General features: G+C 63.1%; 16 protein-coding genes. 11 read left to right on the top strand and 5 right to left on the bottom strand.

Features of this window, described 5'->3' with window-relative positions; all coding sequences use genetic code 11:
- Nucleotide 1: 1 nt before the first annotated feature.
- Nucleotides 2–5,653, bottom strand: a complete 5,652-nt coding sequence (locus ACP7E3_RS09750; RefSeq protein ID WP_426122975.1) for a dermonecrotic toxin domain-containing protein — start codon at nucleotides 5,651–5,653, stop codon at nucleotides 2–4.
- A gap of 207 nt (nucleotides 5,654–5,860) precedes the next feature.
- On the opposite strand from ACP7E3_RS09750, the gene ACP7E3_RS09755 reads away from it, so the two are divergent.
- The 5 genes from ACP7E3_RS09755 to ACP7E3_RS09775 all read left to right on the top strand — a co-directional run bounded on the left by ACP7E3_RS09755 (nucleotide 5,861) and on the right by ACP7E3_RS09775 (nucleotide 9,411).
- Nucleotides 5,861–6,880: an alpha/beta fold hydrolase gene (locus ACP7E3_RS09755; protein WP_079442944.1), complete on the top strand. Its 1,020-nt coding sequence runs from the start codon at nucleotides 5,861–5,863 to the stop codon at nucleotides 6,878–6,880.
- Between the two features lie 55 nt (nucleotides 6,881–6,935).
- On the top strand, nucleotides 6,936–7,589 hold the full coding sequence (locus ACP7E3_RS09760) for a DsbA family oxidoreductase (protein ID WP_426122978.1): 654 nt from the start codon (nucleotides 6,936–6,938) through the stop codon (nucleotides 7,587–7,589).
- A gap of 123 nt (nucleotides 7,590–7,712) precedes the next feature.
- Nucleotides 7,713–8,633 (top strand): arginase, encoded by a 921-nt coding sequence (locus tag ACP7E3_RS09765; protein ID WP_017844595.1) that lies wholly within the window; start codon nucleotides 7,713–7,715, stop codon nucleotides 8,631–8,633.
- Nucleotides 8,630–9,010, top strand: coding sequence for a transporter (locus tag ACP7E3_RS09770; protein ID WP_017844596.1), 381 nt, complete (start codon nucleotides 8,630–8,632; stop codon nucleotides 9,008–9,010). Before ACP7E3_RS09765 ends, ACP7E3_RS09770 begins: the two co-directional genes overlap by 4 nt.
- Entirely contained in the window at nucleotides 9,007–9,411 is a 405-nt protein-coding gene (locus ACP7E3_RS09775; protein ID WP_017844597.1) for an EamA family transporter, read from the top strand. The genes ACP7E3_RS09770 and ACP7E3_RS09775 overlap by 4 nt, the downstream gene beginning before the upstream one ends.
- Before the next feature lie 132 nt (nucleotides 9,412–9,543).
- On the opposite strand, the gene ACP7E3_RS09780 is transcribed toward ACP7E3_RS09775, so the two are convergent.
- Nucleotides 9,544–10,314: a MipA/OmpV family protein gene (locus tag ACP7E3_RS09780; protein WP_128191541.1), complete on the bottom strand. Its 771-nt coding sequence runs from the start codon at nucleotides 10,312–10,314 to the stop codon at nucleotides 9,544–9,546.
- A 229-nt stretch (nucleotides 10,315–10,543) separates the two neighbouring features.
- Here ACP7E3_RS09780 and ACP7E3_RS09785 point away from each other — a divergent pair, with 229 nt between their 5' ends.
- From ACP7E3_RS09785 to ACP7E3_RS09810, 6 genes are all read left to right on the top strand, one after another.
- Complete coding sequence (locus ACP7E3_RS09785; protein ID WP_426122981.1) at nucleotides 10,544–11,257, top strand: MtnX-like HAD-IB family phosphatase; 714 nt, start codon at nucleotides 10,544–10,546, stop codon at nucleotides 11,255–11,257.
- The gene (locus ACP7E3_RS09790) at nucleotides 11,250–12,644 is read left to right on the top strand and encodes an aspartate aminotransferase family protein (RefSeq protein ID WP_017844600.1); all 1,395 of its coding nucleotides are present in this window, start codon (nucleotides 11,250–11,252) and stop codon (nucleotides 12,642–12,644) included. Before ACP7E3_RS09785 ends, ACP7E3_RS09790 begins: the two co-directional genes overlap by 8 nt.
- Nucleotides 12,641–13,552, top strand: a complete 912-nt coding sequence (locus tag ACP7E3_RS09795) for an alpha/beta hydrolase (RefSeq protein WP_126587626.1) — start codon at nucleotides 12,641–12,643, stop codon at nucleotides 13,550–13,552. Before ACP7E3_RS09790 ends, ACP7E3_RS09795 begins: the two co-directional genes overlap by 4 nt.
- A gap of 78 nt (nucleotides 13,553–13,630) precedes the next feature.
- Nucleotides 13,631–14,755, top strand: coding sequence for a GNAT family N-acetyltransferase (locus ACP7E3_RS09800; RefSeq protein ID WP_017844602.1), 1,125 nt, complete (start codon nucleotides 13,631–13,633; stop codon nucleotides 14,753–14,755).
- Nucleotides 14,755–16,524, top strand: coding sequence for a HAMP domain-containing sensor histidine kinase (locus ACP7E3_RS09805; RefSeq protein WP_057004343.1), 1,770 nt, complete (start codon nucleotides 14,755–14,757; stop codon nucleotides 16,522–16,524). Before ACP7E3_RS09800 ends, ACP7E3_RS09805 begins: the two co-directional genes overlap by 1 nt.
- On the top strand, nucleotides 16,514–17,911 hold the full coding sequence (locus ACP7E3_RS09810; protein ID WP_057004344.1) for a sigma-54-dependent transcriptional regulator: 1,398 nt from the start codon (nucleotides 16,514–16,516) through the stop codon (nucleotides 17,909–17,911). Before ACP7E3_RS09805 ends, ACP7E3_RS09810 begins: the two co-directional genes overlap by 11 nt.
- A 131-nt stretch (nucleotides 17,912–18,042) precedes the next feature.
- Here the strand turns inward: ACP7E3_RS09810 and ACP7E3_RS09815 are convergent, their stop codons facing one another.
- The 3 genes from ACP7E3_RS09815 to ACP7E3_RS09825 are packed head-to-tail and all read right to left on the bottom strand — an operon-like array spanning nucleotide 18,043 to nucleotide 21,630.
- Nucleotides 18,043–18,372, bottom strand: a complete 330-nt coding sequence (locus tag ACP7E3_RS09815; protein WP_162231505.1) for a GlpM family protein — start codon at nucleotides 18,370–18,372, stop codon at nucleotides 18,043–18,045.
- Nucleotides 18,373–18,391: 19 nt separating this feature from the next.
- Nucleotides 18,392–19,732: a sigma-54-dependent transcriptional regulator gene (locus tag ACP7E3_RS09820; RefSeq protein WP_017844606.1), complete on the bottom strand. Its 1,341-nt coding sequence runs from the start codon at nucleotides 19,730–19,732 to the stop codon at nucleotides 18,392–18,394.
- Nucleotides 19,729–21,630: a sensor histidine kinase gene (locus tag ACP7E3_RS09825; RefSeq protein ID WP_057004345.1), complete on the bottom strand. Its 1,902-nt coding sequence runs from the start codon at nucleotides 21,628–21,630 to the stop codon at nucleotides 19,729–19,731. The genes ACP7E3_RS09820 and ACP7E3_RS09825 overlap by 4 nt, the downstream gene beginning before the upstream one ends.
- Between the last annotated feature and the right edge of the window lie 101 nt (nucleotides 21,631–21,731).

Raw genomic sequence — 21,731 nt, forward strand, 5'->3', positions numbered from 1 at the left:
GTTATTGGGCAACCCATAGCGGCCGGATATGCGGCAATGCAGCGGACTGCCTGCCGATGTCCGAGAACGGCAGCGACGGGTCGTCGGCATGGGTCAAGTAACGATGCTCCGGCAGTTTCAGGTGGGCCTTTTCGAACTCGTCGAAGATCGCCGTGCGGCGGTTGTAATGAAAGTGCGCGTACCACAACGGGCGCGGCGGGGTGGCGGTCAGGTCCCAGACTTCATATTCCTGCATGAAGTCGCGATGTCCGTTGGCACGCCTCGCCAGTTCGCTCATCGACGCGGTGCGACGCACCTCGACCACGTGATGCCTGACCAGGTCATCGAGCATGCCGTCGGTGGGTTTGCGGCTGGCCAACGATTGTCGGGTGCGCAAGGCGCGGCCGGCGGCGGTCAGTTCGCTGGCGGTCGTGCGCAATGGCTGGAGGCTCGGCTCCTCGGGGTCAAGGCGCGCGATGCGGTTTGCGCGCAAGGTGAGTTCGGCGGCTTCGCTGACCAGCATGTGTTCAAGGTCCACCGGCAACATGCCCTGGCGGGCATAGGCGTCGACTTTGGCCTGGTACGCCGGTACGGCGCGCAGGCGGTTCTGGGCTTCGCTCACCATCACCGACTTCACGTTCGCCTCCGCCGGGAACTCCACGGGCGGCGCCGGTTGGCGCTGGGCCCGACCGTCCGGGCGTTGCTCCCAGGTCTCGGTGTGGCCGCTGAGGTTGTCGATGGTGTAGCGCGTGGTGTTGGTGCGAGGGTCGGTGCTTTTTATGCCGATCAGCAGCCGGTTCTCTTCGCTTTCAAACACCGTCCCTTGGGGGGCATCGGGCTGCGGGCGCCGCAGGCGAGGTGTTGTGCCGATACGGTGGCGGGCCAGTTGAATCATGCGCTCGAGGTTGTTCAGCAAGGCGTCCAGGTTATCCAGGTCAAAATGTTGCGGGTAGCCTGCGCTCAAGGTTTTAACGCTGAGGCTGAACCGCGCGTAGGCATCGATACATTCGTTGAGGATCCGCGTGCGCTGGCTGACGGTGGTGGGCGTCTTGGTCAGTGCGAAATGCGTGTTCAGGGCCAGGTGAGCGTCGAGATAGACGCGATTGACCTCACTTTGCAAATACAACCAGGAAGGATCGCTGACGTGATCGTAGCGGTTGAACGTATCGATGCTGTGGACGGTGCGCAGGTGCGTGCGAAACCCTTCATCGTAGAGCTCGTTCCAGCGCGCCGCGTCATCGCGAGCCTCGCCCACCAGCGTGCGCGTATTTTGCAGGTCCGCGTCGATCTGTTGCGCGGTCCTGCGCGTGCTTCTGCCTTGGAGGCGCATATCGGCCTCCAGCGCTGCCAGGTTGATCTGGCTGCTCCATTCGTTCATGACCAGGAAGACGCGGTCGATCCGGTCGAGTTCCTGCACGATTTTCTGGCTGAGACCTTTGCGGGTTTGCAGAAACTGCAGAATGGCGGCGGGGCGTGCTGGCGGCACCTGGATATCAGCGAATTGCCCGGTCAATTCCTGCAGCGCGGCCGCGGCGACTTTCAGGCGCTCCACGGCTCTGCTGGTGACAATCAAGGCAGCGCGGCTTTGCAAGCCTTGGAGGGCCAGGTGCTCTCTGTTGGGGGTGAAGGCGATCACGTCCTGAATGGCGTTGGCCTGCTGAATCGCCAGCTCGATGTCCTGGGTGTAGGCCTGATCAAGGGTTGGCTGCAATGTCTTGCGGGTGGCGAAGTCGCTTTGGTTGGACAGGTGTTGCAGGTTGCTGGTCGCGGCCAGTTGAGCGTCGAGCCGACTGCTCAGCGTATTGAGCGCATTGCTGAGCGCCAGTTGGCGGCGCAGGACATGATCGGTCCACCAGATCGGCAGCCGTTGTCGAATCGCCATCGGCCAGAGCGGCTCGAGGGTGTCCGCCAGGTGCCCGAGCACGCCGCCGCCGCCCGCCAGGCCCGCCGGTTGCGCGGTGCCGTAGACGCCGAAGTGGGTGTCCCATTGGCCGGCGTCATCCAGGGCAATCGGTTGTTTGTAGGTTTTCAGCGCGTTGCCGCTCAAGCGCCAATGGCCGTTCTGCAGTTCGACCTGATAGACGTTGCCCTGCCGCACGATGAAGTGGCCGTCGGCATGGCGGTAGATGTTGCGATAAATACCGTGGCTAGCCGGGGTCAGATGGGCCAGGGCGATCTCCTTGTCGTACTCATACCCGCTGAAGCGCTCGGCGATGCGGCGCGCCTTGCGGCTCATGGGCGGTTGCAGGTAGCGGCCGCCCTTGAAGGCATTGCGCAACTGGCGCCCAAGCGTGCGCGTGCGCGCTGCATTGGGCGTGATCAGCACCCCGCCGGCCACATCCACGCCGGCGTCGATCATTGATTGCAGGACCTGGGTGATGTCGTGCATGCCTTGGGCATGATCGCCGCGTCGAAATGCATCTACCGCGTCATTGGCGCTGACCCAGCCGTCGTAAAGGCCGATCACCGTACCCACCACGGGGACCACGCCGAGCGCCATCTTGATATAGCTGAAGGCCTGCACGCCTTTGATGGCATAGCGTTCCAGGTACAGGTCGCTGTTGGAACGGGAACTGGCGCGGTGGGCCTCCTTGACGCGGCCCATTTGCGCGTTGAGCAAATGGCCGGCCAGCGACGTGGTGACGGGCCAGGGGCGGCCGACGCCGATCAGCGCGTCGAAATGCCGGAGCACCGCTTGATTGATCCGGCTGACGTGGTTGGCCACGTTGCCCAGCAAGGCGCGGCCGGCCAGGTAATTGACCATCGTGCTGCTCAGGCACAGGCGGTACAGCGCCAGCCGCGCGGCTTCAAGGTTGGCGTAGCTGCGCAGGTAGTGGCCGTCCGGGCTCTCGGGCAGATAGAGCAGGGTGAGCCCGGAGTTTTTCTGACGGATGAAGGTGACGCCGGACAACGTGCTTGAGCCGTCCTGGGTGTCTGGCCCGCCGACACTGAGGTGGGCGGGGAGCAACTCAATGTCATTGCCATCGGCGCGCCAGGCTTCGGCCGTGCTGGCATTCACGGCGATGTTGAAGGTGTTCAGTTCGGTGGCCGTGATGTGCTTTTGCAGGAACGCCAGGCGCCCCTGGAGCGTAAGCATCAGGCGCTGAGGTTCGAGCAAGCATTCGAGGCGATAGTCACGGCTGAAGTCCGTTTCGCGATCCGAGCCTTGGTAAGCCTCGACGATCAGGTCTTCATACGCTTGGGCCAGGTCCAGTTCCGGCACCAGCTTGCGCAGGTAGTTGGCGCTGAGCCCGGCGGTGAGTGCCTGGCCTTCCGTGGCGTCCTGGCTGCTGACCTCGACCTTCATGAACGTCAAGCGCTCGGCGATCGGCGTATCGATGTTGCTCAGCGCCAGCTCATCCAGGCTCATTTTGACCCGGGTGGCGCTGGGGACCTGCACCGTCTTGGTCGGAGTGCCCGGCGCGCCGGGGGCTCCGACGAAATGCTGTTGATGCGTGACCGATTCGGGAACGTCGAGCTGAACGCTGAACGGTTGTTTGAGCGAGAAGTCCCGGGACAGCCTTGCGTGCAGGCGTTTTGTGCAAAAACTGCTGATCAGCGGCAGCTTCAGGTTCAATACTTCATCGGCGCGTTGCAACGCCACGATGTAGCGCTCCAGCAGGGCCTTGAGTTCGGCCCTGTCGGCCGCTGAAACCTGGCCGAGCCAGACCGGCAGTTGCGCCGCCAGTGCGCCGCTCTGCTGCTGCTCCAGAAGCTGCGCATAGGCCAGTTCGCGCGCGGTGTTGGTCGATACGCCCAGTTCCTGGATCGCTTGCACGCGCATGGGTTGCAGCTCCCGGGCTTGGCGCTCGGTGTCGTCCGGGGCGCGGCGAAGCATCGCTTCGATCTGGGCGACCCAGTCGTCGAGTTGCACGGTGAGGCTGTACTCGAACGGGGTCTGATTGAGCAGGGCCAGTTCCAGCGACGCCGCGTCCGAGGGCGTTACGCCGAGCCACTGTTCAAGCGCCTGGCGCGAAGCGAAGTGCTGCAGCCCGCCCTGGCTGCCCGGCCAGTACAACAACAGGTCCTGAGGCGTTGACGCATCGAGCAGCGCCGCTTCCAGGGTGATCAGCAGCACGCCGTCCAGTTCTTTGCGCTGGGTGTTGATTGCGTCGTTGCTGCGCTCGCGGATCGACAGCGTCAAGGTCGCCACCGACACTTTGAGTTCGGGGTCTGGCGCGTTGAGCGGGTCAAGCGCGGCCAGGAGCATGGCGTACCCGGCCGGGCTGATCTGGTTGAGTTGGCGCTGCAGGCTGGCTTCGGCAAGCAGCCCTTTCAGCCGTGCCTGGAGCAAGCGGTGGTAGTCGGGGTTGGCCTGTTGGGACAGCTCCAATAGCTGGTTCTGGGGTTGATTCCATAGCGCGCTGGCCGCTTCGTGGGCTTGCTGTTGCGCCTCGTGCAAGCGGTTGAGTTGGCTGCGCAACGTGGCCTGTTGCTCATCGCTCGGCGGCGGCAATATGGCAGGCGCCTGCACGGTACCGAAGAGCGGCTGTTGTTGCCGCGACAGCGCGTGGCGGCGCTGGGTCAGGGGCAGGTCGGCGGTCAGTCCGGCGAAGACTATGGGCGCGCTGTCGAGGGGCGCGTCGTCCTCAGCGGGAGCGAGCGCGGATGCCGGCGGCAAGGCGAAAACCCCCTGGCTGCGCTGTTGCCGGTCCACCTGATCGGCTGCTTCCAGCGCTCTGTGTCCATGTTCGGCGAGGTCGCGGCCGTGGGGGTATTTCAAGCTGGCCTGCTTTTCTTTGAGGCGATGTTCCAACAGGTGCGTCACGCCGGCTTGCAAGGGCTCGTCGACCTCGCGGTAGTCGATCAGGTTGTCTCGCGTGATGGCCGTCACGCCGGGGAACAGCGTGGGGTGATCGAGCAACCACTGCTCCATGCCGACGCGGCTGTTGAACAGGTTCAGCGCCGGTTCTTCAGAGGGCAGGTACAACAGCTGGAGGACGACCTCGGCATCCAGGGTAATGACCAGCGCACCGGGTATCTCGGCATCGGCCAACCCGGTGCGTTTGAGCAGCAGTTGCTCGGCGTAGATCTTCTGACCGTCGAGCTGCAACGCGCCGCTTGGCGGGTCGAGGACCGTGAGCAACGGTTTCAATTGATCGGCCGTGATCGCCCCCGAGGCGCAGGCCAACTGCGCGGCGGCTTGGAGATGGCTGCTGTACTGCGCAACCGCGTGATCGCGACGCGAGACCGCAGTGCCAGGCGCGCGCGTGAACCACCAGTAGCGGACCCACGCGGTTCGCAGGGCCTGTTCCACGTTGAGCTGGGTAAAGGGTTTAACCAGCTCGAACGGCTGCGCTGCGTACTGGGTTTTGCCTTCCGGCAGGCCGACCACCCGGCAATGCTGGTAAAGCGCGGCGTAGGCGGGAAATTGATGAACGAAGGCACTGGCCTGGGTCAGTGTGATGGAGCGCGCCGGTCTTTCATCGGAGGCGGCAAAGTGCAACTGCACGCTGTCGCCGTCCAGGTCCAGTTGCTCGTTGATGAACGCGTTGAGCGAGGCGTGGACACTGGGCGCATCGGTGCTGAGCCGGAGCATCTGTTCGCGGCTGGCGTGCCAGCGGGTCGTGGCTTCCAGCAACAGGCTTTCGTTCACGGGGCGAACCTGCGCGTGGGAAAACGGCGGGAAATCGCGCACGGCAAGGGGGGAGAGCGGGTTGGATGTATCGGTCATGTGACGGCACTCGAAAAATAGGGGCAGAACGGTGCTTTACCGGTCGGAGCCCTATTTAAAGGTGGAGAACGAGGCGCGCAGGGATAGATAGTTAGTGAGCCGACCGTTGAGCGACATTCATTAAACTGTCACGCAACTGTGGCAGCGCGCTTGAACAAACTTCATCAGACTCGCGCTCTACTGGGGTTCTGTGTTTCGGTGTTTTTCATGCGCGTGTTGCTGTTACTGGCCGCTCTACTGTTCGGCCTGCCGTCTTTTGCGGCGTCTCGATGTGATGTCAATGTCCCGACCCAAACGGTCGATCTGGCTCAGGTGAGCATCGCCTACCAGAGCATCGGCCGTGCGTCCGATCCGGCCTTGTTGCTGGTGATGGGCCTGGGCGGGCAACTGATCCACTGGCCTGACGAGGTTGTCGTCGCCCTGTGCCAGCAAGGTTTTCGGGTGATCCGCTACGACAATCGCGATGTCGGCCTGTCCACCTGGCGCCAGGCTCCGGCCAGCGCCAACCTGACGTTTGAAGTGTTGCGCTACAAACTCGGCCTGCCCGTGGCGGCACCGTACACGCTGACCGACATGGCCGATGACGCCCTGGGCTTGATGGATGCGTTGCAGGTCCGGCAATTCCATGTCCTCGGGGCGAGCATGGGCGGCATGATTGCCCAGCACCTGGCCGCGATGGCACCGCAGCGGGTGGAAAGCCTGACGCTGATCATGACCAGCTCCGGCGCCGAAGGCCTGCCGGCGCCGAATGCGGCGCTGGTGCAATTGTTGTCGCGGCGCAGCGCACCCAATCGCGCAGTGGCCCTGGAGCAACAGGCCGATCTGCTGGCCGCGCTGGGCAGCCCGTATGTCAAGGATGACCGCCAGGTGTTGCTGCATCAGGCCGCGCTGTCCTACGACCGTGCGTTCAACCCCGAGGGCGTGAAGCGCCAGATCATGGCGATCCTCGCCGAACCGAGCCGCGTGCCGTTGCTCAACCAATTGCGCGTGCCGACCCTGGTGGTGCATGGCACCGCCGACCCGTTGTTGCCGGTGATGCACGGCGTACACCTGGCCGCGCATATCCAGGGGAGTCAGTTGAAGCTGATTCCGGGCCTGGCCCATCGTTTCCAGGAAGCGTTCAAGGCGCCGTTGCTGGCGGCGGTGTTGCCGTACCTGCAAGCCCATCGCGAAGACGCCACCCATTGGGCGCAGATCGAGCCGCCGGTCTCGGCGAAGGTGTTGTGACATTGGTGTATCGTGCAGCTTTTGCGGCGCATTAATGCCAGCGAGGTTGCCTACCATGAGTACTGCCCTGAAAATCGATTTCGTCAGCGATGTGTCCTGCCCCTGGTGTGTCATCGGCCTGCGCGGCCTGACCGAAGCCCTCGACCAGCTCGGCAGCGAGGTGCAGGCCGAGATCCACTTCCAGCCGTTCGAACTGAACCCTGGCATACCCGCCGAGGGCCAGAACATCGTCGAGCACATCACCGAGAAATACGGCTCCAGCGCCGAAGAGTCCCAGGCCACCCGTGCGCGCATCCGCGACATGGGCGCCGAGTTGGGCTTTGCGTTCCGCACCGACGGCCAGAGCCGCATCTACAACACCTTCGATGCCCATCGCCTGCTGCATTGGGCCGGGTTGGAAGGCTTGCAGTACAACCTCAAGGAAGCGCTGTTCAAAGCCTATTTCAGCGATGGCCAGGACCCGTCCGATCACGCGACGTTGGTGCGTATCGCCGAGAGCGTCGGCCTGGACCCGCAACGCGCCGCGGCGATTCTCGCGAGCGATGAATACGTCGCCGAGGTGCGCGAGCAGGAACAACTGTGGGTGTCCCGTGGCGTGACGTCGGTGCCGACCATCGTGTTCAACGGGCAGTACGCGGTCAGCGGTGGCCAGTCGGTCGAAACGTTTGTCGGGGCGATTCGCCAGATCATCCGCGAATCCCGATCCTGACGCTGGTCCCATGTGGGAGGGGCTCATTGTCCTCAAGAGAGTCCCTGGCCCGTCCCTTGCATTGACCCCCTAAAGCCCATCCGCAATCCGGTTGGGCGCTGCCATTGGGGGTGAAACATTACCTTGAATATTCTTGACCTCGACCACAGCCTTACGGGCCAGGCGCCGATTGCCCGGCGTTTGGCCAGTGGTCATGCCACCCGTCTCGACTTGCTGGACCTGGGCCCGAAACTGCGTCTGTGGTCCACCGAAAAAACCTGGAAGCGCTTCACCGAACGCCTGGCGGCACGGCCCCGGCCCACGGACGCGCGGCCGGAAATCCTGTTTGTCGGCTCCGGCGATTATCACCACCTGACGCCGGCATTTCTGGCCGACCTGAAAGAACCGATCAGCCTGATCCACTTCGACAACCACCCCGACTGGGTCCGCTTTGCACCCAAGCGCCACTGCGGGTCGTGGGTCAACCGCGCGCTGAAGATGCCGGCGATCAAGCGCATCGTCACCCTCGGCCCGTGCAGCGATGACCTGCATAACCCGCAGCTGCGCGGCGGCAACCTCGGCGCCCTCACGCGCGGGCAATTGCAGCTGTTTCCATGGCAGCACCCGCCGTCGAAAGTCTGGGGGCGGGTCGGCGATGGCGCCGGCCACCAGCAGCAGGAAAACTACCTGTACTGGCGCAACCTGGCGGAGCTGGACTGGGCCGCATTCCTTGAGCAAATGATCAGCAGCCTGCCCACCGAAGCCATCTGGATCACCATCGACAAAGACGTGCTGGCCAGCGAAGACGCGGCCACCAACTGGGACCAGGGCGGCATGCGCCTGAGCCATCTGCTCCAGGCCCTGCGGGCCCTGGCGGCGCGCAAACGGATCATCGGCATCGATGTGTGCGGCGAGTTCGCCAAGCCCGTGTTCAGTAACGCCTTCAAGCGTTGGGAGGCCAAGTCCGACCAGCCGCCGGCCGAGCGCTGGAGCGCCGAGGACCTGCAGCGCAATGCCGCGACCAACGAAGCCCTGATCAACCTGTTTGAGGAGCTGTTCCCGTGACTTTGACCGTGGTGTTGCTGGTGGCCTTTTCCATCGTGCTCGATGTGGTCGGCCAGTTGTTTTTCAAGATGGGCCTGGACCGTTTGCCGGAGTTGGAGGGCGGCTTTCGCCTGAACGCGTTCTGGGGCCAGGTGTTCAATGCGCCGTTGTTGTGGGCGGGGCTCGGGGCCTACGCCATCGAGTTTTTCGTCTGGCTTGAAGCCTTGTCCCGCGCGCCGTTGAGCCTGTTGTTTCCGGCGGCGGCGCTGGCTTACTGCGGGGTGGTGCTGGCGGGCAAGCTGGTGCTGGGGGAAACCGTCAGCCGCCGGCGCTGGATGGGCACGCTGGTGATTACCTTCGGCGTGATGTTGGTCGCGATTGCAGGGGGTCAGGCATGAGTACGCAAAATATCGATCAGGGCTGGTTGCACGAACGCCTTGGCACCGTGGTGCTGTGGGCGTTGCTGATTTGCACCGAGAGCGCCGGGCAGCTGTTTACCAAGGTCGCCGGGGACCAACTGGGGCAGATGGATTTCAACTGGCAGTGGTTGTCCGAAGTGGCGCGCAACCCAGGGATTCTGGCGGCGATCGCCAGTTACATCGGCGCGTTTTTCGTGTGGATGCTGATCCTGCGGCGCAGCAGCCTGTCGCTGGCGTTTCCGCTGAGTTCGCTGGTGTTTGTGGTGGTGTTGCTCGGTTCGTGGCTGGGGCTGGGGGAACATATCAGCCTGCTGCACTGGGTGGGCGTTGGGGTGATTATTGTCGGGATCGGGTTGTTGGCCGAAGGCGAGGAAAACTGAAAGTATCGCGATGAAATACTGGCTCCATGTGGGAGGGGGCTTGCCCCCGATAGCGGTAGATCAGTCCCGTATGTATTGGCTGACCCTGCGCTATCGGGGGCAAGCCCCCTCCCACATTTTTATCGATGTGCATCAGTTGAACTTGTAGCTGATCGCCGTCTGCACCTGGCTCTGGTTCACTTCGCCGGCCTGCTTGACGATGCTGCTGTTCGCCGCCGAACCCACCAGGCGGACCCAGCTGGCACTGGTCAACAGCGACCATTTCGTCGCCAGGGGAAACTCGAAGCTCTGGGTGAACGTCACGTTCTGGAAGCCGCCGCTGGCGTTGTAGGGACGGAAACCCGAGGCGGCGGCTTCGCTATCGCTCACGCCGAAAAACGTGTTGGTCTGGCGTCGGTCGGCAAAATGCGCCATCAGGTCGCTGCTGCCGATGATCCCGCCGGCCAGCGGATAGCCCAGCTCGCCGCCGACCTTGCCGAGCACGCCGCCCTGACCCTGGGCGCCGCCCACGGCGCGACCCAGTTGGGCGTAGACGCGCCAGAAGTCGGCCGGCGCGTATTCCACGAACCCACCGACTTCGGCCATGCTCGACACTTCGCGCAGCCCCGACAACGCGCCGTTGGACGTGCGGCGCGACAGGTAGTTGATGTAGGGGCCGGCGCTGAAACCGTTGGTTTTCAAGGCGCTCCAGGACAGGCCGTCATCGGTGCTCAGGCTGACGTCGCCCCAGTCCAGGTCGAGGTATGGAACGGCCGCGGTTTCATAGCGGGTGCCGGTGGGTTCCTTGGGCTGGTAGCTGATACCCGCGCCTGCTTCACCGGTGATGCCGTCGGCCTGCGCGGCTTGTGAAACGCTCCACAGCCCCAGAAATCCGGCGAATACAGCGGAGGTGATCCTGAACATGGTCACTGTTCCTTGATTGAATATGCGCGCATGAACGCGCAAAGCGCAGCCTTGGCGCAAGCACTCATCTTGTTTGTAGCAAGCTACAAAAATTGTAGCTCCTTCGACACAAAACCGTCTGATATCCGCGCAAACCCCCAGCGCCATTGGGTGCTGGCCAGTTGGCACAGTCCCTGCTCTACACCTTCTGCAAGCGCACAGAGCGCGCTCCTCCTCAAGGTAAACGCAGATGATCCACTGGCATATCGTGTGTGACTTCGACGGGACCATTACCCCCACCGATGTCATCGACAACGTCCTCCAACGCTTCGCCGGCCCCGAGTGGGAAACCATCGAGCAGGAATGGTTGGATGGGCATATCGGTTCCCGCGAATGCCTGAGCCGCCAACTCGCGCTGATCAAGGCCACCCCAAGTGAGCTGCTGGCGTATTTCGACAGCGTCGAGATCGACCCGGACTTCCCCGATTTCGTCGATCACGTCATCGGCCTGGGGGCCTCCATCGAAGTGGTCAGCGACGGCATCGAGCAAGGCATCGCGCGGATTCTGTCGCGCAACTACGTGAGCTTGCTGCCGATCCTCGCCAACCGCCTGCGCCAGGTCGACCAGAACAGCTGGCGCATCGACTTCCCGTATGCCAGCGATGCCTGCCGCGCCGCTTCCGGCAACTGCAAGTGCAAATCCACCCCGCGCAACAAGCGCGTGCTGGTGATCGGTGACGGCAAGTCCGACATGTGCGTGGCCTCCACCGCCGACTTCGTTTTCGCCAAGGGCAGCCTTGCCCGGTACTGCGAGGCCAACAACATTCCCCATGCGCGCTTCGACACCTTCGCCGAAGTGAGCTCATTGCTGGCCAAGCTGCCACAGGGCATCGCCGCCAACGCCACGACCTTTGCCCCTACTGACCTCTCTATTGAAAATCAGGAACTCTTCCACCATGTCTGATATCCGCATCGCGAGCGCCGAAGACCAGATTCTTCTGGATAAAGAAGCCAAATACTGCTCTTACGGCGACACCGTTCACTACATCGAGCCACCGCGCATTTTCAGCCGTTGCGAAGGTTCCTACGTGTGGGACACCGAAGATCAGGCCTACCTCGACCTGCAAATGTGGTACTCGGCGGTCAACTTCGGCTATGCCAACCCGCGCTTGAACAATGCGCTGAAACAGCAGATCGACACCCTGCCGCAAATCGCCAGCCAGTACCTGCACAAAGGCAAGATCGAGCTGTCGGAAATGATCGCGGTCGACGCCAAGAAGAAGTTCGGCCTCGACGGTCGCGTCCACTTCAACGTCGGCGGTTCGCAGTCCATCGAAGACTCCCTGAAAGTGGTGCGTAACGCTACCAACGGCAAGAGCCTGATGTTCGCCTTCGAAGGCGGCTACCACGGCCGCACCCTCGGCGCGTCGTCGATCACCTCCAGCTACCGCTACCGTCGTCGCTACGGCCACTTCGGCGAGCGTGCGCAGTTCATCCCGTTCCCGTACCACTTCCGCGGCCCTAAAGGCATGACCAAGGAAGAATACGGCAGCCACTGCGTGCAGCAATTCGCCCGCCTGTTCGAGACCGAATACAACGGCGTGTGGGACCCGAAAGTCGGCCAGAGTGAATACGCCGCGTTCTACGTCGAGCCGATCCAGGGCACCGGCGGCTACGTGATCCCGCCGATGAACTTCTACCGCGAGCTCAAGCAGGTGCTGGACCAGCACGGCATCCTGATGGTGTCCGACGAAATCCAGATGGGCTTCTACCGCACCGGCAAGTTGTGGTCGATCGAACACTTCGACGTACAACCGGACGTGATCGTGTTCGGCAAGGCGCTGACCAACGGCCTCAACCCGCTGGGCGGCATCTGGGCCCGTGAAGAGCTGATCAACCCGAAGATCTTCCCGCCAGGTTCGACCCACTCCACCTTCGCCTCCAACCCGTTGGGCACGGCGGTAGGCCTGGAAATGTTCAAGATGACCAACGAAGTCGACTACGGCGCGATGGTCATGGCCAAGGGCAAGTTCTTCCTGGAAGGCTTGCAGGACTTGCAGAAACGCTTCCCGATCATCGGCGACGTCGACGGCCTGGGCTTGGCCCTGCGCTGCGAAATCTGCGGCCCGGATGGTTTCACGCCGGACAAGGCGACCCTGGACTACATGGTCGAAGAAGGCATGAAAGGCGACATGGTGGTGGACGGACGCAAACTCGGCCTGATCCTCGACGTGGGCGGCTACTACAAGAACGTGATCACCCTGGCACCGTCCCTGGAAATCAGCTACCCGGAAATCGAACTGGGCCTGAAGCTGCTCGAGCAACTGCTGGTGCGAGCGACTAAACGGTGAGCAACGTCGGGATCGACCTCGGTGAGGGTGATGCCGGCTTCGTTCTCGGTGAAGGGCCGGTCGGCATCCTGTTGATCCACGGCCTGACAGGCACGCCGACGGAACTGCGCCAGGTCGCCAAGGGCCTGGCCAAGGTGGGTAATTGCACGGTGTACGTGCCCACCCTGGCCGGGCACTGCGGCGACAACAGCGACCTGCAGGCCACCGGCTGGTTGGACTGGTACGAAGGGGTGCGTCGAACCTTCGCCCAGGTCCGCCAGCGCCATGAACAGGTGTTTGTCGGCGGTCTGTCGATGGGCGCGGTGATGTCGATGTACCTGGCCTCGGAGCATCCGGGCCAGGTCGCCGGGCTGCTGATGTATTCGACCACCTTGAAGTACGACGGCTGGAGCATCAACAAGCTGGCGTTCCTTACGCCGTTGCTGATGAAAATTCCGTTCGGCGTGCATATCTGTCGCTTCGAAGAGAAGCCGCCCTACGGCATCAAGAACGAACGCCTGCGGGCGATCGTCGAGCGGCAGATGAAGGAAGGGGAGAGCAGCGAGGCTGGCCTGCTGACCATGGAGGGCATCACGGTGCGCGAGTTGCACCGGATGAACGCCGTGGTCAAGAAGCGCATGCCTCAGGTCAAGGTGCCGGCCCTGGTGCTGCATTCGATCGAGGATGACATCACCAGCCGCTGGAACGCCGATTACGTGGAACGTCACCTCGGCGGGCCGGTGACCAAGATCCTGCTGGACAACTGCTACCACATGATCACCGTCGACCTGCAATACCGCCGGGTGATCGAGTTGAGTGCGGAGTTTGTCGAGCTGCACACCGCTTCCGTGGACGCCGGTGCGTTGTGGCGAGGGCGCTTGCCCGCGTCAGGCAGCGAAGCGAGCCTGGAACCTGCCACCTCGTTCTAGTTGTAAGGAGCGCGTGTCATTGAGGGGGCTGCTGCGCAGTCCAGCGGGAGTACGCTCCCTCGCTACAAAGGATTCGATGTGATAACCACCCAAGCCTTCCCGACCATCCGGGCCATCCGGCGCAGTGCCTGGAACGACTGTTTTCCCGGTGCGCTGGAGGACTGGGACTACTACGTTGCCGTGGAAAACGCCGCGATCGACGATTTTCAATGGCGCTACCTGGCGGTATTTGAAGACGGCGCGCTGGTGGCCGTGGCGGCCGCGTTCATCACCCATTACCGCCTCGATACCACGGTGTCGGGCGTCGGCAAGCGCTTGACCTCGCGGCTGGAGCGGCTGTGGCCGGGTGTTTTGCAAGTGGGGCTGTACGCCATCGGTTCGCCGGTGGCCGAGCGTTGTGACGCCGGGTTTGCCAGTGGCGTGCCTGAGGTTCGGCGCGCGCTGTTACTCAAGCACCTGCTGCTGGCGGCGCGCCAGGACGCCGATGAGTTCGGCATCGGCCTGGTGGCGGTCAAGGATGCCCCGACGCAGGACCCGCACTGGGCCGACAGTTGCCGCGCGGCCGGCTTTCAAAGCATGCCGAGCTTGCCCACGGGCTTATTGCCGCTGCCTTACGGCTCGGTGGACGCTTACCTGGGCTCGCTGGGCAAATCCACGCGCAAGGACTTGCGGCGCAAACTGCGCGCGCCAGGCCCGCGGGTGGAGTGGCGGCGCAACATCGACGATGTGCTGCCCGAGGTCATGCGCCTGTACGAAGCCACGCTGACCCGTGCCGAGCTGCAGTTCGAACGCTTGCCCGCGAGTTATTTCACCGGCGTGCTCGAACGCCTTGAACAACGCGCGGTCTGTGTTCTTTACTGGGTCGACGAGCACTTGGTGGCGTTCAACCTGATGCTGGTGGACGAGCATCGGCTGGTCGACAAGTTCTTCGGGCACGACGTGGAGTTTACCCGTGACTACAACCTCTACTTCCGTAGTTGGTTGACCAATGTCGACTACTGTATCCAACACAATATTGCGTTGTATGAGTGTGGCCAGGCCGGATATGCCAGTAAGCTGCGGCTGGGGTGCGAGTTCCAGGGCAACAGCCTGTTCTTCCGCCACCGTAACCGGCTGGTCAACGGCCTGCTCAGACTCGTGAAAATGTTTCTTCGACCGGATCGTTCCGACCCTGCCATGGCTGCTGCGATAAGCGAAACCTGATGATCACCAAGACCCGCCAGAAAGCCCGCCCCTTTGCCATTTCGCGCTGGAGCGTCCAGCGCAAGTTGGTGCTGGCGTTCTGGCTGGTCAGTGTGATTCCGACCATGATCGCGGCCGAGTTGGCCGCCACCACGCTGTCGCAGATTTTCGACAGCAACGTGCGGATCTGGCTGCAGGAATCGACCAAGATCGTCAAGGACGAGATCGGCGACATCCTGCATGACAACGCGCGCATGGCGAAATTGTTCCTGCGCTACGCCAGCCCGCCCTCCAACCGGCAGGCGGCCAAGCACGACAGGCTCGCCGCCGATATCGCCGAAGCCACGGACATCGACGTGGTGGCCCTGATTCGCAGCAGTGACCACCGGGTGGTGTTCAGCACCGCGCCCGATGACATCGTCAAGCAGATCAACCTGACCAGCAACGCCGCATTGCAGACCGTGCAAGTGGCGGGGGTGAATACCGGCATCGTGGTCTCGACGTTCGAGACCAGCCAGGACGGCGTTGACTACGTGCTGCTGGTGGCCACCTACCTGGACAGCAGTTTCCTCACCAGCGTAGCCGACGTGCATTCCCTCGACCTGCGCCTGTACCTGGCCAACCCCGGCGGTTTCTCGGAAATTTTCTCGACCCAGCGCTTCATGGATCACCCCTCGCACATCCCGAAAGGCGTCGAAGCCGAGATGCGCAGCAGCAAGCAACCCAGCGAACAGTTCACCAACAAATACAGCGGTTTGTACTGGCCGATCTTCAACGATGCCGGCGAGCTGCAAGGCGTGATCTTCAGCGGCCTGCTGCGCCATACCAGCCTGGTCGGGCTGGTGAACCAGAGCAACCTGTTCGTGCTGATTTTCCTGCTCAGCTCGGCACTGTCCCTGGCGGCGGGGCTGCTGGTGTCGCGGCGCTTGACCCAACCGTTGCGCGATCTGTCCCAGGGCGTGAGCGCCGTGATCTCGGGCAATTATGCCCACCGTGTGGTGGTCAGCGGCGGCGATGAGCTGGCGCAATTGAGCAGCACCTTCAACCATATGACCGAACGGCTGGGGGAGTTGCATCACCTCGAAGCCCAACTGCGCCGGCGCGACCGCCTGCATGCCCTGGGTGAAGTCGCCATGGGCCTGGCCCACGAAATCCGTAACCCGCTGGGGATCATCAAGACTGCCACCCAACTGCTGCACCGTCGCGCCGACTTGCCGGAAGCCGACAAGCGCCACCTGGAATATGTGATCAGCGAAGTCAGCCGGATCAACGACCTGATCACCGAGTTTCTCGATTTCGCCAAACCCAACGCGCCGCTGCGCGTATTGCAACCGGCGCGCGCGCTGGTGGAGGAGATACTCGGCTTCTGCAGCCCGGAACTGGCCAGCCACAAAATCGACGCCCACATCGACGACCAGGCGCCTGGCGCGACCATCTATGCCGACGCCAAGCAGCTCAAACAGGCCTGCCTCAACCTGATTCTCAACGCTATCGATGCAATGCCCGAAGGTGGCCGCCTGACCCTGGGCATTCGTTCGATGGGCGACAACACAGTCATCAGCGTCGCCGACACCGGCCAGGGTATCCCGGCGGATATGATCGAGCGCATCTTCACCCCGTTCGTCACCACCAAGGCCTCCGGCACCGGCCTGGGCCTGGCCAAAGTCTATTCGATCATGGAAAGTCACGACGGCAGCATCGAATGCATCAGCGAGAATGATGCCGGCGCTACGTTCAGCCTGTACATTCCGGCAATCGGCGAAGACGACGAGGACACTCATGACGCATAACATATTGGTGGTCGACGACGAGCCCAAGCTCTGTGACCTGTTGTCGTCGGCCCTCAGCCAGAATGGCGTACAGGTGTTCACGGCGGGTAACGGCCTGCACGCGCTCAAAGTGCTGGAGCAGGAAGACATCGACCTGGTGATCAGCGACTGGCGCATGCCGGGCATGGACGGTCCGGCGCTGCTGGCCGAGATCAAGGCGCGCTATTCCCAGGTGCCGGTGATCGTGATGACCGCCTACAGCACGGTGAAAAACGCCGTACAGTCGATGCGCAACGGTGCGTATGACTACATTGCCAAGCCGTTCGATATCGACGAGTTGGACATCACCGTGGCCAAGGCCCTGCAGTTTCGCGACATCATGCGCGACAACGCCCGCATGCGCGCCGAGCTGGACGAGCAGGCGCAGTTCGACAGCCTGGTGGGCGACAGCCCGGCGTTTCGCAAGGTGTTGCAGGCAGTGGATTCGGTGCGCGACAGCAGCGCAACGATCCTGCTGACCGGCGAAAGCGGCACCGGCAAGGAAATGGTCGCCCGCGCCATCCACAAGCACGGCAGCCGGGCCGACAAGCCGTTCGTCGCGGTCAATTGCGCGGCGATTCCCGAAGGGCTGCTGGAAAGCGAAATGTTCGGCCATCGCAAGGGCGCCTTCACCGGTGCCGTGGCCGACCGGGTCGGGCGTTTTATGCAGGCCGACAAGGGCACGCTGTTTCTCGACGAAGTGGGCGACATGCCGCTGGCGCTGCAGGCCAAGATTCTGCGCGCCTTGCAGGAGCGGGTGATCGAGCCGGTGGGCGACCCCCGCGAGCGCAAGGTGGACGTGCGCGTGATCGCCGCCACCAACAAGAACCTGTTGGAGGCGGTGGCCAACAAGGAGTTTCGCGAGGACTTGTATTACCGCCTCAACGTGTTCCCGATCCCGCTGCCGCCCTTGCGCGAGCGCGTGGAAGACATCGCGCCCCTGGCTCGGCACTTCGCCCAGACCTTGAGCGTCACCGCGGGTAAACGCATCACCGGTTTCAGCCCCGAGGCCTTGCAGGCTATGACGGCGTATCACTGGCCGGGCAATATCCGCGAGCTGCAGAACTGCGTGGAACGCGCGACGATCGTGGCGTCATCGCCGGTGATTGAAGATATCGACTTGCCGGGTTATCTGTTCGCATCCAAGCCCAGCGAGGGCGGCGTGACGGCGATCCTCAGCGACGGACCGGGCATTCCCCAGGACCTGGATGCGGCGCTGGCGGAGGTGGAGAAAGCCTACATCCAGGCGGCATTGCACGAGAGCAATGGCGTACAGGCGGCGGCAGCGGCGAAGATCGGGATTTCCGAGCGCAGCTTCTGGTATCGCCTGAAGAAGCTGGGGATTCAGATCGACAAAATAGTCCGCTGAGTTGCCTGGCACAGCACTGTTCTAAATGTGGGAGGGGGCTTGCCCCCGATAGCAGTGGGTCAGACAGCCTATGTGTATCTGATCCACCGCCATCGGGGGCAAGCCCCCTCCCACATTTGGATTGTGGTGTGTCAGGTCTGCAGGCGTACCCAGACGCTGACCAGAACAGTCGCTGCCATCAACCACGCTAGCGCTGCTACGGCTAAAGAGGCTTCCAGGCGCAGGCGATCGACCAGCACGTAGAGCGTCGCCAGGTACACAAAGTACGGAATGATCGACCACATCCCGAACAGGATGGTGGTCTTCAAATCGTCCACCGAACGGCCTTTGCCGACGATGTAATGGGCGATCAGCGCAAAGGTCGGGAACAGCGGCACCAACCCGGCGATGTAGTAATTCCGGGTCTTGGCCAACGCGGCCAGTATCAGCACCACCGCCGCGCCCAGCGCGGCCTTCAATATCAGATCCACGCGCGGTTCCTCAGTGGCTCAAACCGTATTTCTTGACCTTGTCGAACAGGGTGGTCTTGGCCATTCCCAGTTCCTGGCTGGCCTGGGTCAGGTTGCCGCCGCTGCGTTGCAGCGCGTCGTTGAGCAGGTTGCGTTCGAAGGCTTCCACCGCTTCGGTGAAGGCCAGGCCCTGGCTGCCGCTGCTGGCGCCGCTTTTCTTGAAGGCGGGCAGGCCCAGGGCGAAGCGCTCGGCGACGTTGCGCAGTTCACGCACGTTGCCCGGCCAGTCGTGGCTCATCAGGTTGGACAGGGTCTGGTTGTCGAGGTCCGGCACGCTGCGGTCGAAGCGCAGGGATGATTGCTGCAGGAAGTGTTCGAACAGTTGCAGGATGTCTTCGCGGCGTTCGCGCAAAGGCGGCAGTTCCAGGGTCACGACGTTGAGGCGGTAGTACAGGTCGCTACGGAACTGGCTGGCGCGGCTCAATTCGTCGAGGTCGGATTTGGTGGCGGCGATCACTCGGCAATCCACCGCCACGCTCTGGTTCGAACCCAGGCGTTCGAGGGTGCGTTCCTGCAACACGCGCAGCAGCTTGATCTGCAGGTTGATCGGCATGCTTTCCACTTCATCGAGAAACAGCGTGCCTTCGTGGGCGTGCTCGATCTTGCCGATCCGACGTTTGCCGGCGCCGGTAAAGGCGTTGGCTTCGTGGCCAAAAATCTCGCTTTCGAACAGGTTCTCCGGCAGGCCGCCGCAGTTCAGCGCGACGAACGGGTGAGCGTGGCGTCGGCTGAAATCATGCAGGCACCGCGCGACCAGTTCCTTGCCGGTGCCGGTCTCGCCTTCGATCAGCACGTTGGCCGACGTATCCGCGACGTTGGCGATCAATTCGCGCAGGTTCTGCATCGCCGGCGAGCGGCCGATGATGCGTCCTTCCAGGGAGTCGCGCTCGGCCAACTGGCGGCGCAGCGCCCAGACTTCCCGCGCCAGCCCGCGCTGTTCCAGGGCGCGGCGCGCGACGTCGACCAGGCGTTCGGGAGAGAAGGGTTTTTCCATGAAGTCATAGGCGCCGTTGCGCATGGCGCCGACCGCCATGGAAATATCGCCGTGCCCGGTAATCAATACCACCGGCAGGCTTTTATCCAGGGCCTTGAGGCGGGTGAGCAGTTCCAGGCCGTCGATACCCGGCAGGCGGATATCGCTGATGACGATGCCAGCAAAGTTCTCGCCGATGCGCTTGAGCGCCTCTTCGGCACTGCCCACGCCGACGCTGGGGATGTCTTCCAGTGCCAGGGCTTGCTGGCAGCCGAGCAGCACGTGGGGGTCGTCTTCGACGATCAGGACGGTGAGGTCAGGGTTTTTTTCTACGTTCATGACGACTCGGCTGTTTGAGCGCCCACCAGCGGCAGGCTCAGGACAAAGGCAGTACCACCACCGACGGGATGCTCCACGGCGAGGTTGCCGCCGGTGGCCGCGGCCAGGCTGGCGGACAACGTAAGGCCAAGGCCCAGGCCTTGCTCGCCGGGTTTGGTGGTGAAGAACGGTTCGAACAGATGCTTGCGCGCCTCGGGGTCGATGCCATGGCCGTTATCGCGCACCTGCAGGCGGTATTTGCCGTCGGCTTCGTGGCCTTCCAGCCACAGTTCCGGCGCCGGTTGTGCTTGCATGGCATCGAGGGCGTTGCCGATCAGATTGACCAGGATCTGCTCCAGGCGCGTCTGGTCGATCTGCAATTGGGCCGGGGCAAAGTCGCGGTGCAGCGTCAGAGGCAGGCTGTCGAGGCGTGCGCCGAGCACCTGGAACGCGGCATCCACGGCCTTGCCCAGGCTGGCTTCGCCCTGGTCGTCGCCGCGCCGCGCGAAGGAGCGCAGGCTGGCGGTGATGCGGCCCATGCGGTCGATCAATTCGTTGATGGTCTTGAGGTTGGCGCTGGCGGTATCCAGCGCTCCGCGTTCGAGGAAGCGCACGGTATTGCCGGACAACGTGCGCAACGCGGCGAGGGGCTGGTTCAATTCGTGGGCGATGCTGGTGGACATCTGGCCGATGGCCGCCAGTTTGCCCGCCTGCACCAGCTCATCCTGGGCGCGGCGCAGGGTTTCCTCGGCCTGGCGGCGCTCGCGAATCTGCCCCTTGAGGCGCTCGTTGCTCGCGCGCAGGTCGGCGGTGCGTTCGGCAATCCGGCGTTCCAGCTGGCTGTTGGCTTCCTGCAAGGCTTCCCGGGCGGCGAGGCGGGTGGCGATGACTTTGCGTCGTTCATTCCAGGCAATCAGCAGGAGCGCCACCAGGCCAAAGGCGACGGCCACCAGGATGCCCTGGTTGATCGCCGCACGGCGCAGGTCGTTGAGCGGGGTGAGCAGGGTGAAATTCCACGGCGTGTCGCTCAGCGGCCGGGTCTGGGCCAGGTAGCTGACTTCGTGCTCATCGGCCACCACTTCACTGTTGGCCGGAAAGGTCAGTTTTTCTGTGCCTTCGTTGAGGCGCTCGCGGGCCAGGGGCTCCAGCTCGTTCAGCGTCGCCCAGTAATATTGCAGGCTGTGCGCCAGGCGGTCCTTAGTCTCATCGCTCAGGGGGCGCACGGCCTTGAGGCGGCGGGCCGGGTCGCTGGAAAGGATGATGATACCGTTCTCGTCGCTGACAAACGCTTCGAGACGCGCGCGTTTCCAGCGTTCCTCCAGGGCTTCGAGGCGGACCTTGACCACGGCGACGCCGATGATCTTGCCGTGCTCTTCCAGGCCGTGGGCCAGGTAGTAGCCGGGTTCGCCATTGGTGCTGCCGATGCCATAGAAACGCCCGGGCTGGCCGCGCACGGCGTTCTGGAAATAGGCGCGGAAGGACAGGTCTTCACCCTGGTAGCTGTCGGCATCGCGCCAGTTGCTGGTGGCCAGTACGCGGCCGGTGGTGTCCATCACATAGATGGCCCGACTGCGGCTGCGCCGGTTCAGGCCTTCGAGGTAGTCGTTGACGGTCTTGCGGGTGTCCTGGTTCGGCTCGGCCAGCAGCGTGGACACGCTGGATTCCAGTTCCAGGAGGCTGGGCAGGTACGTGTATTTGCTCAGTTCGCTTTCGACGGTGCGGGCATGCAGCTCCAACTGGCGTTCGCCGGTATCGCTGAGGGTGCGGATGCCATAGTACTCGCTGATCCAGAAGCCGATATAACCCAGGCCGATCATCAGGGCGATGATCAACGGCGGCAGGAACAGTTGGCGGATCAGACGAGGCTTCACGGCAAGTGATGGCGGCGCGGCGCGATAGAGGTTGGGGTCGCATTTCATCACAGATGCCTTGGGTCAGCTACCGCTCACCCCTTCCTGTAGGAGCGAGCTTGCTCGCGAAAAAACCAAGGGCACCGCGTTCATCCAGGATGTGCGCTTCA

The sequence above is a fragment of the Pseudomonas sp. PSPC2-3 genome (assembly GCF_049898265.1).
GTDB classification, from domain to species: Bacteria; Pseudomonadota; Gammaproteobacteria; order Pseudomonadales; family Pseudomonadaceae; genus Aquipseudomonas; species Aquipseudomonas veronii.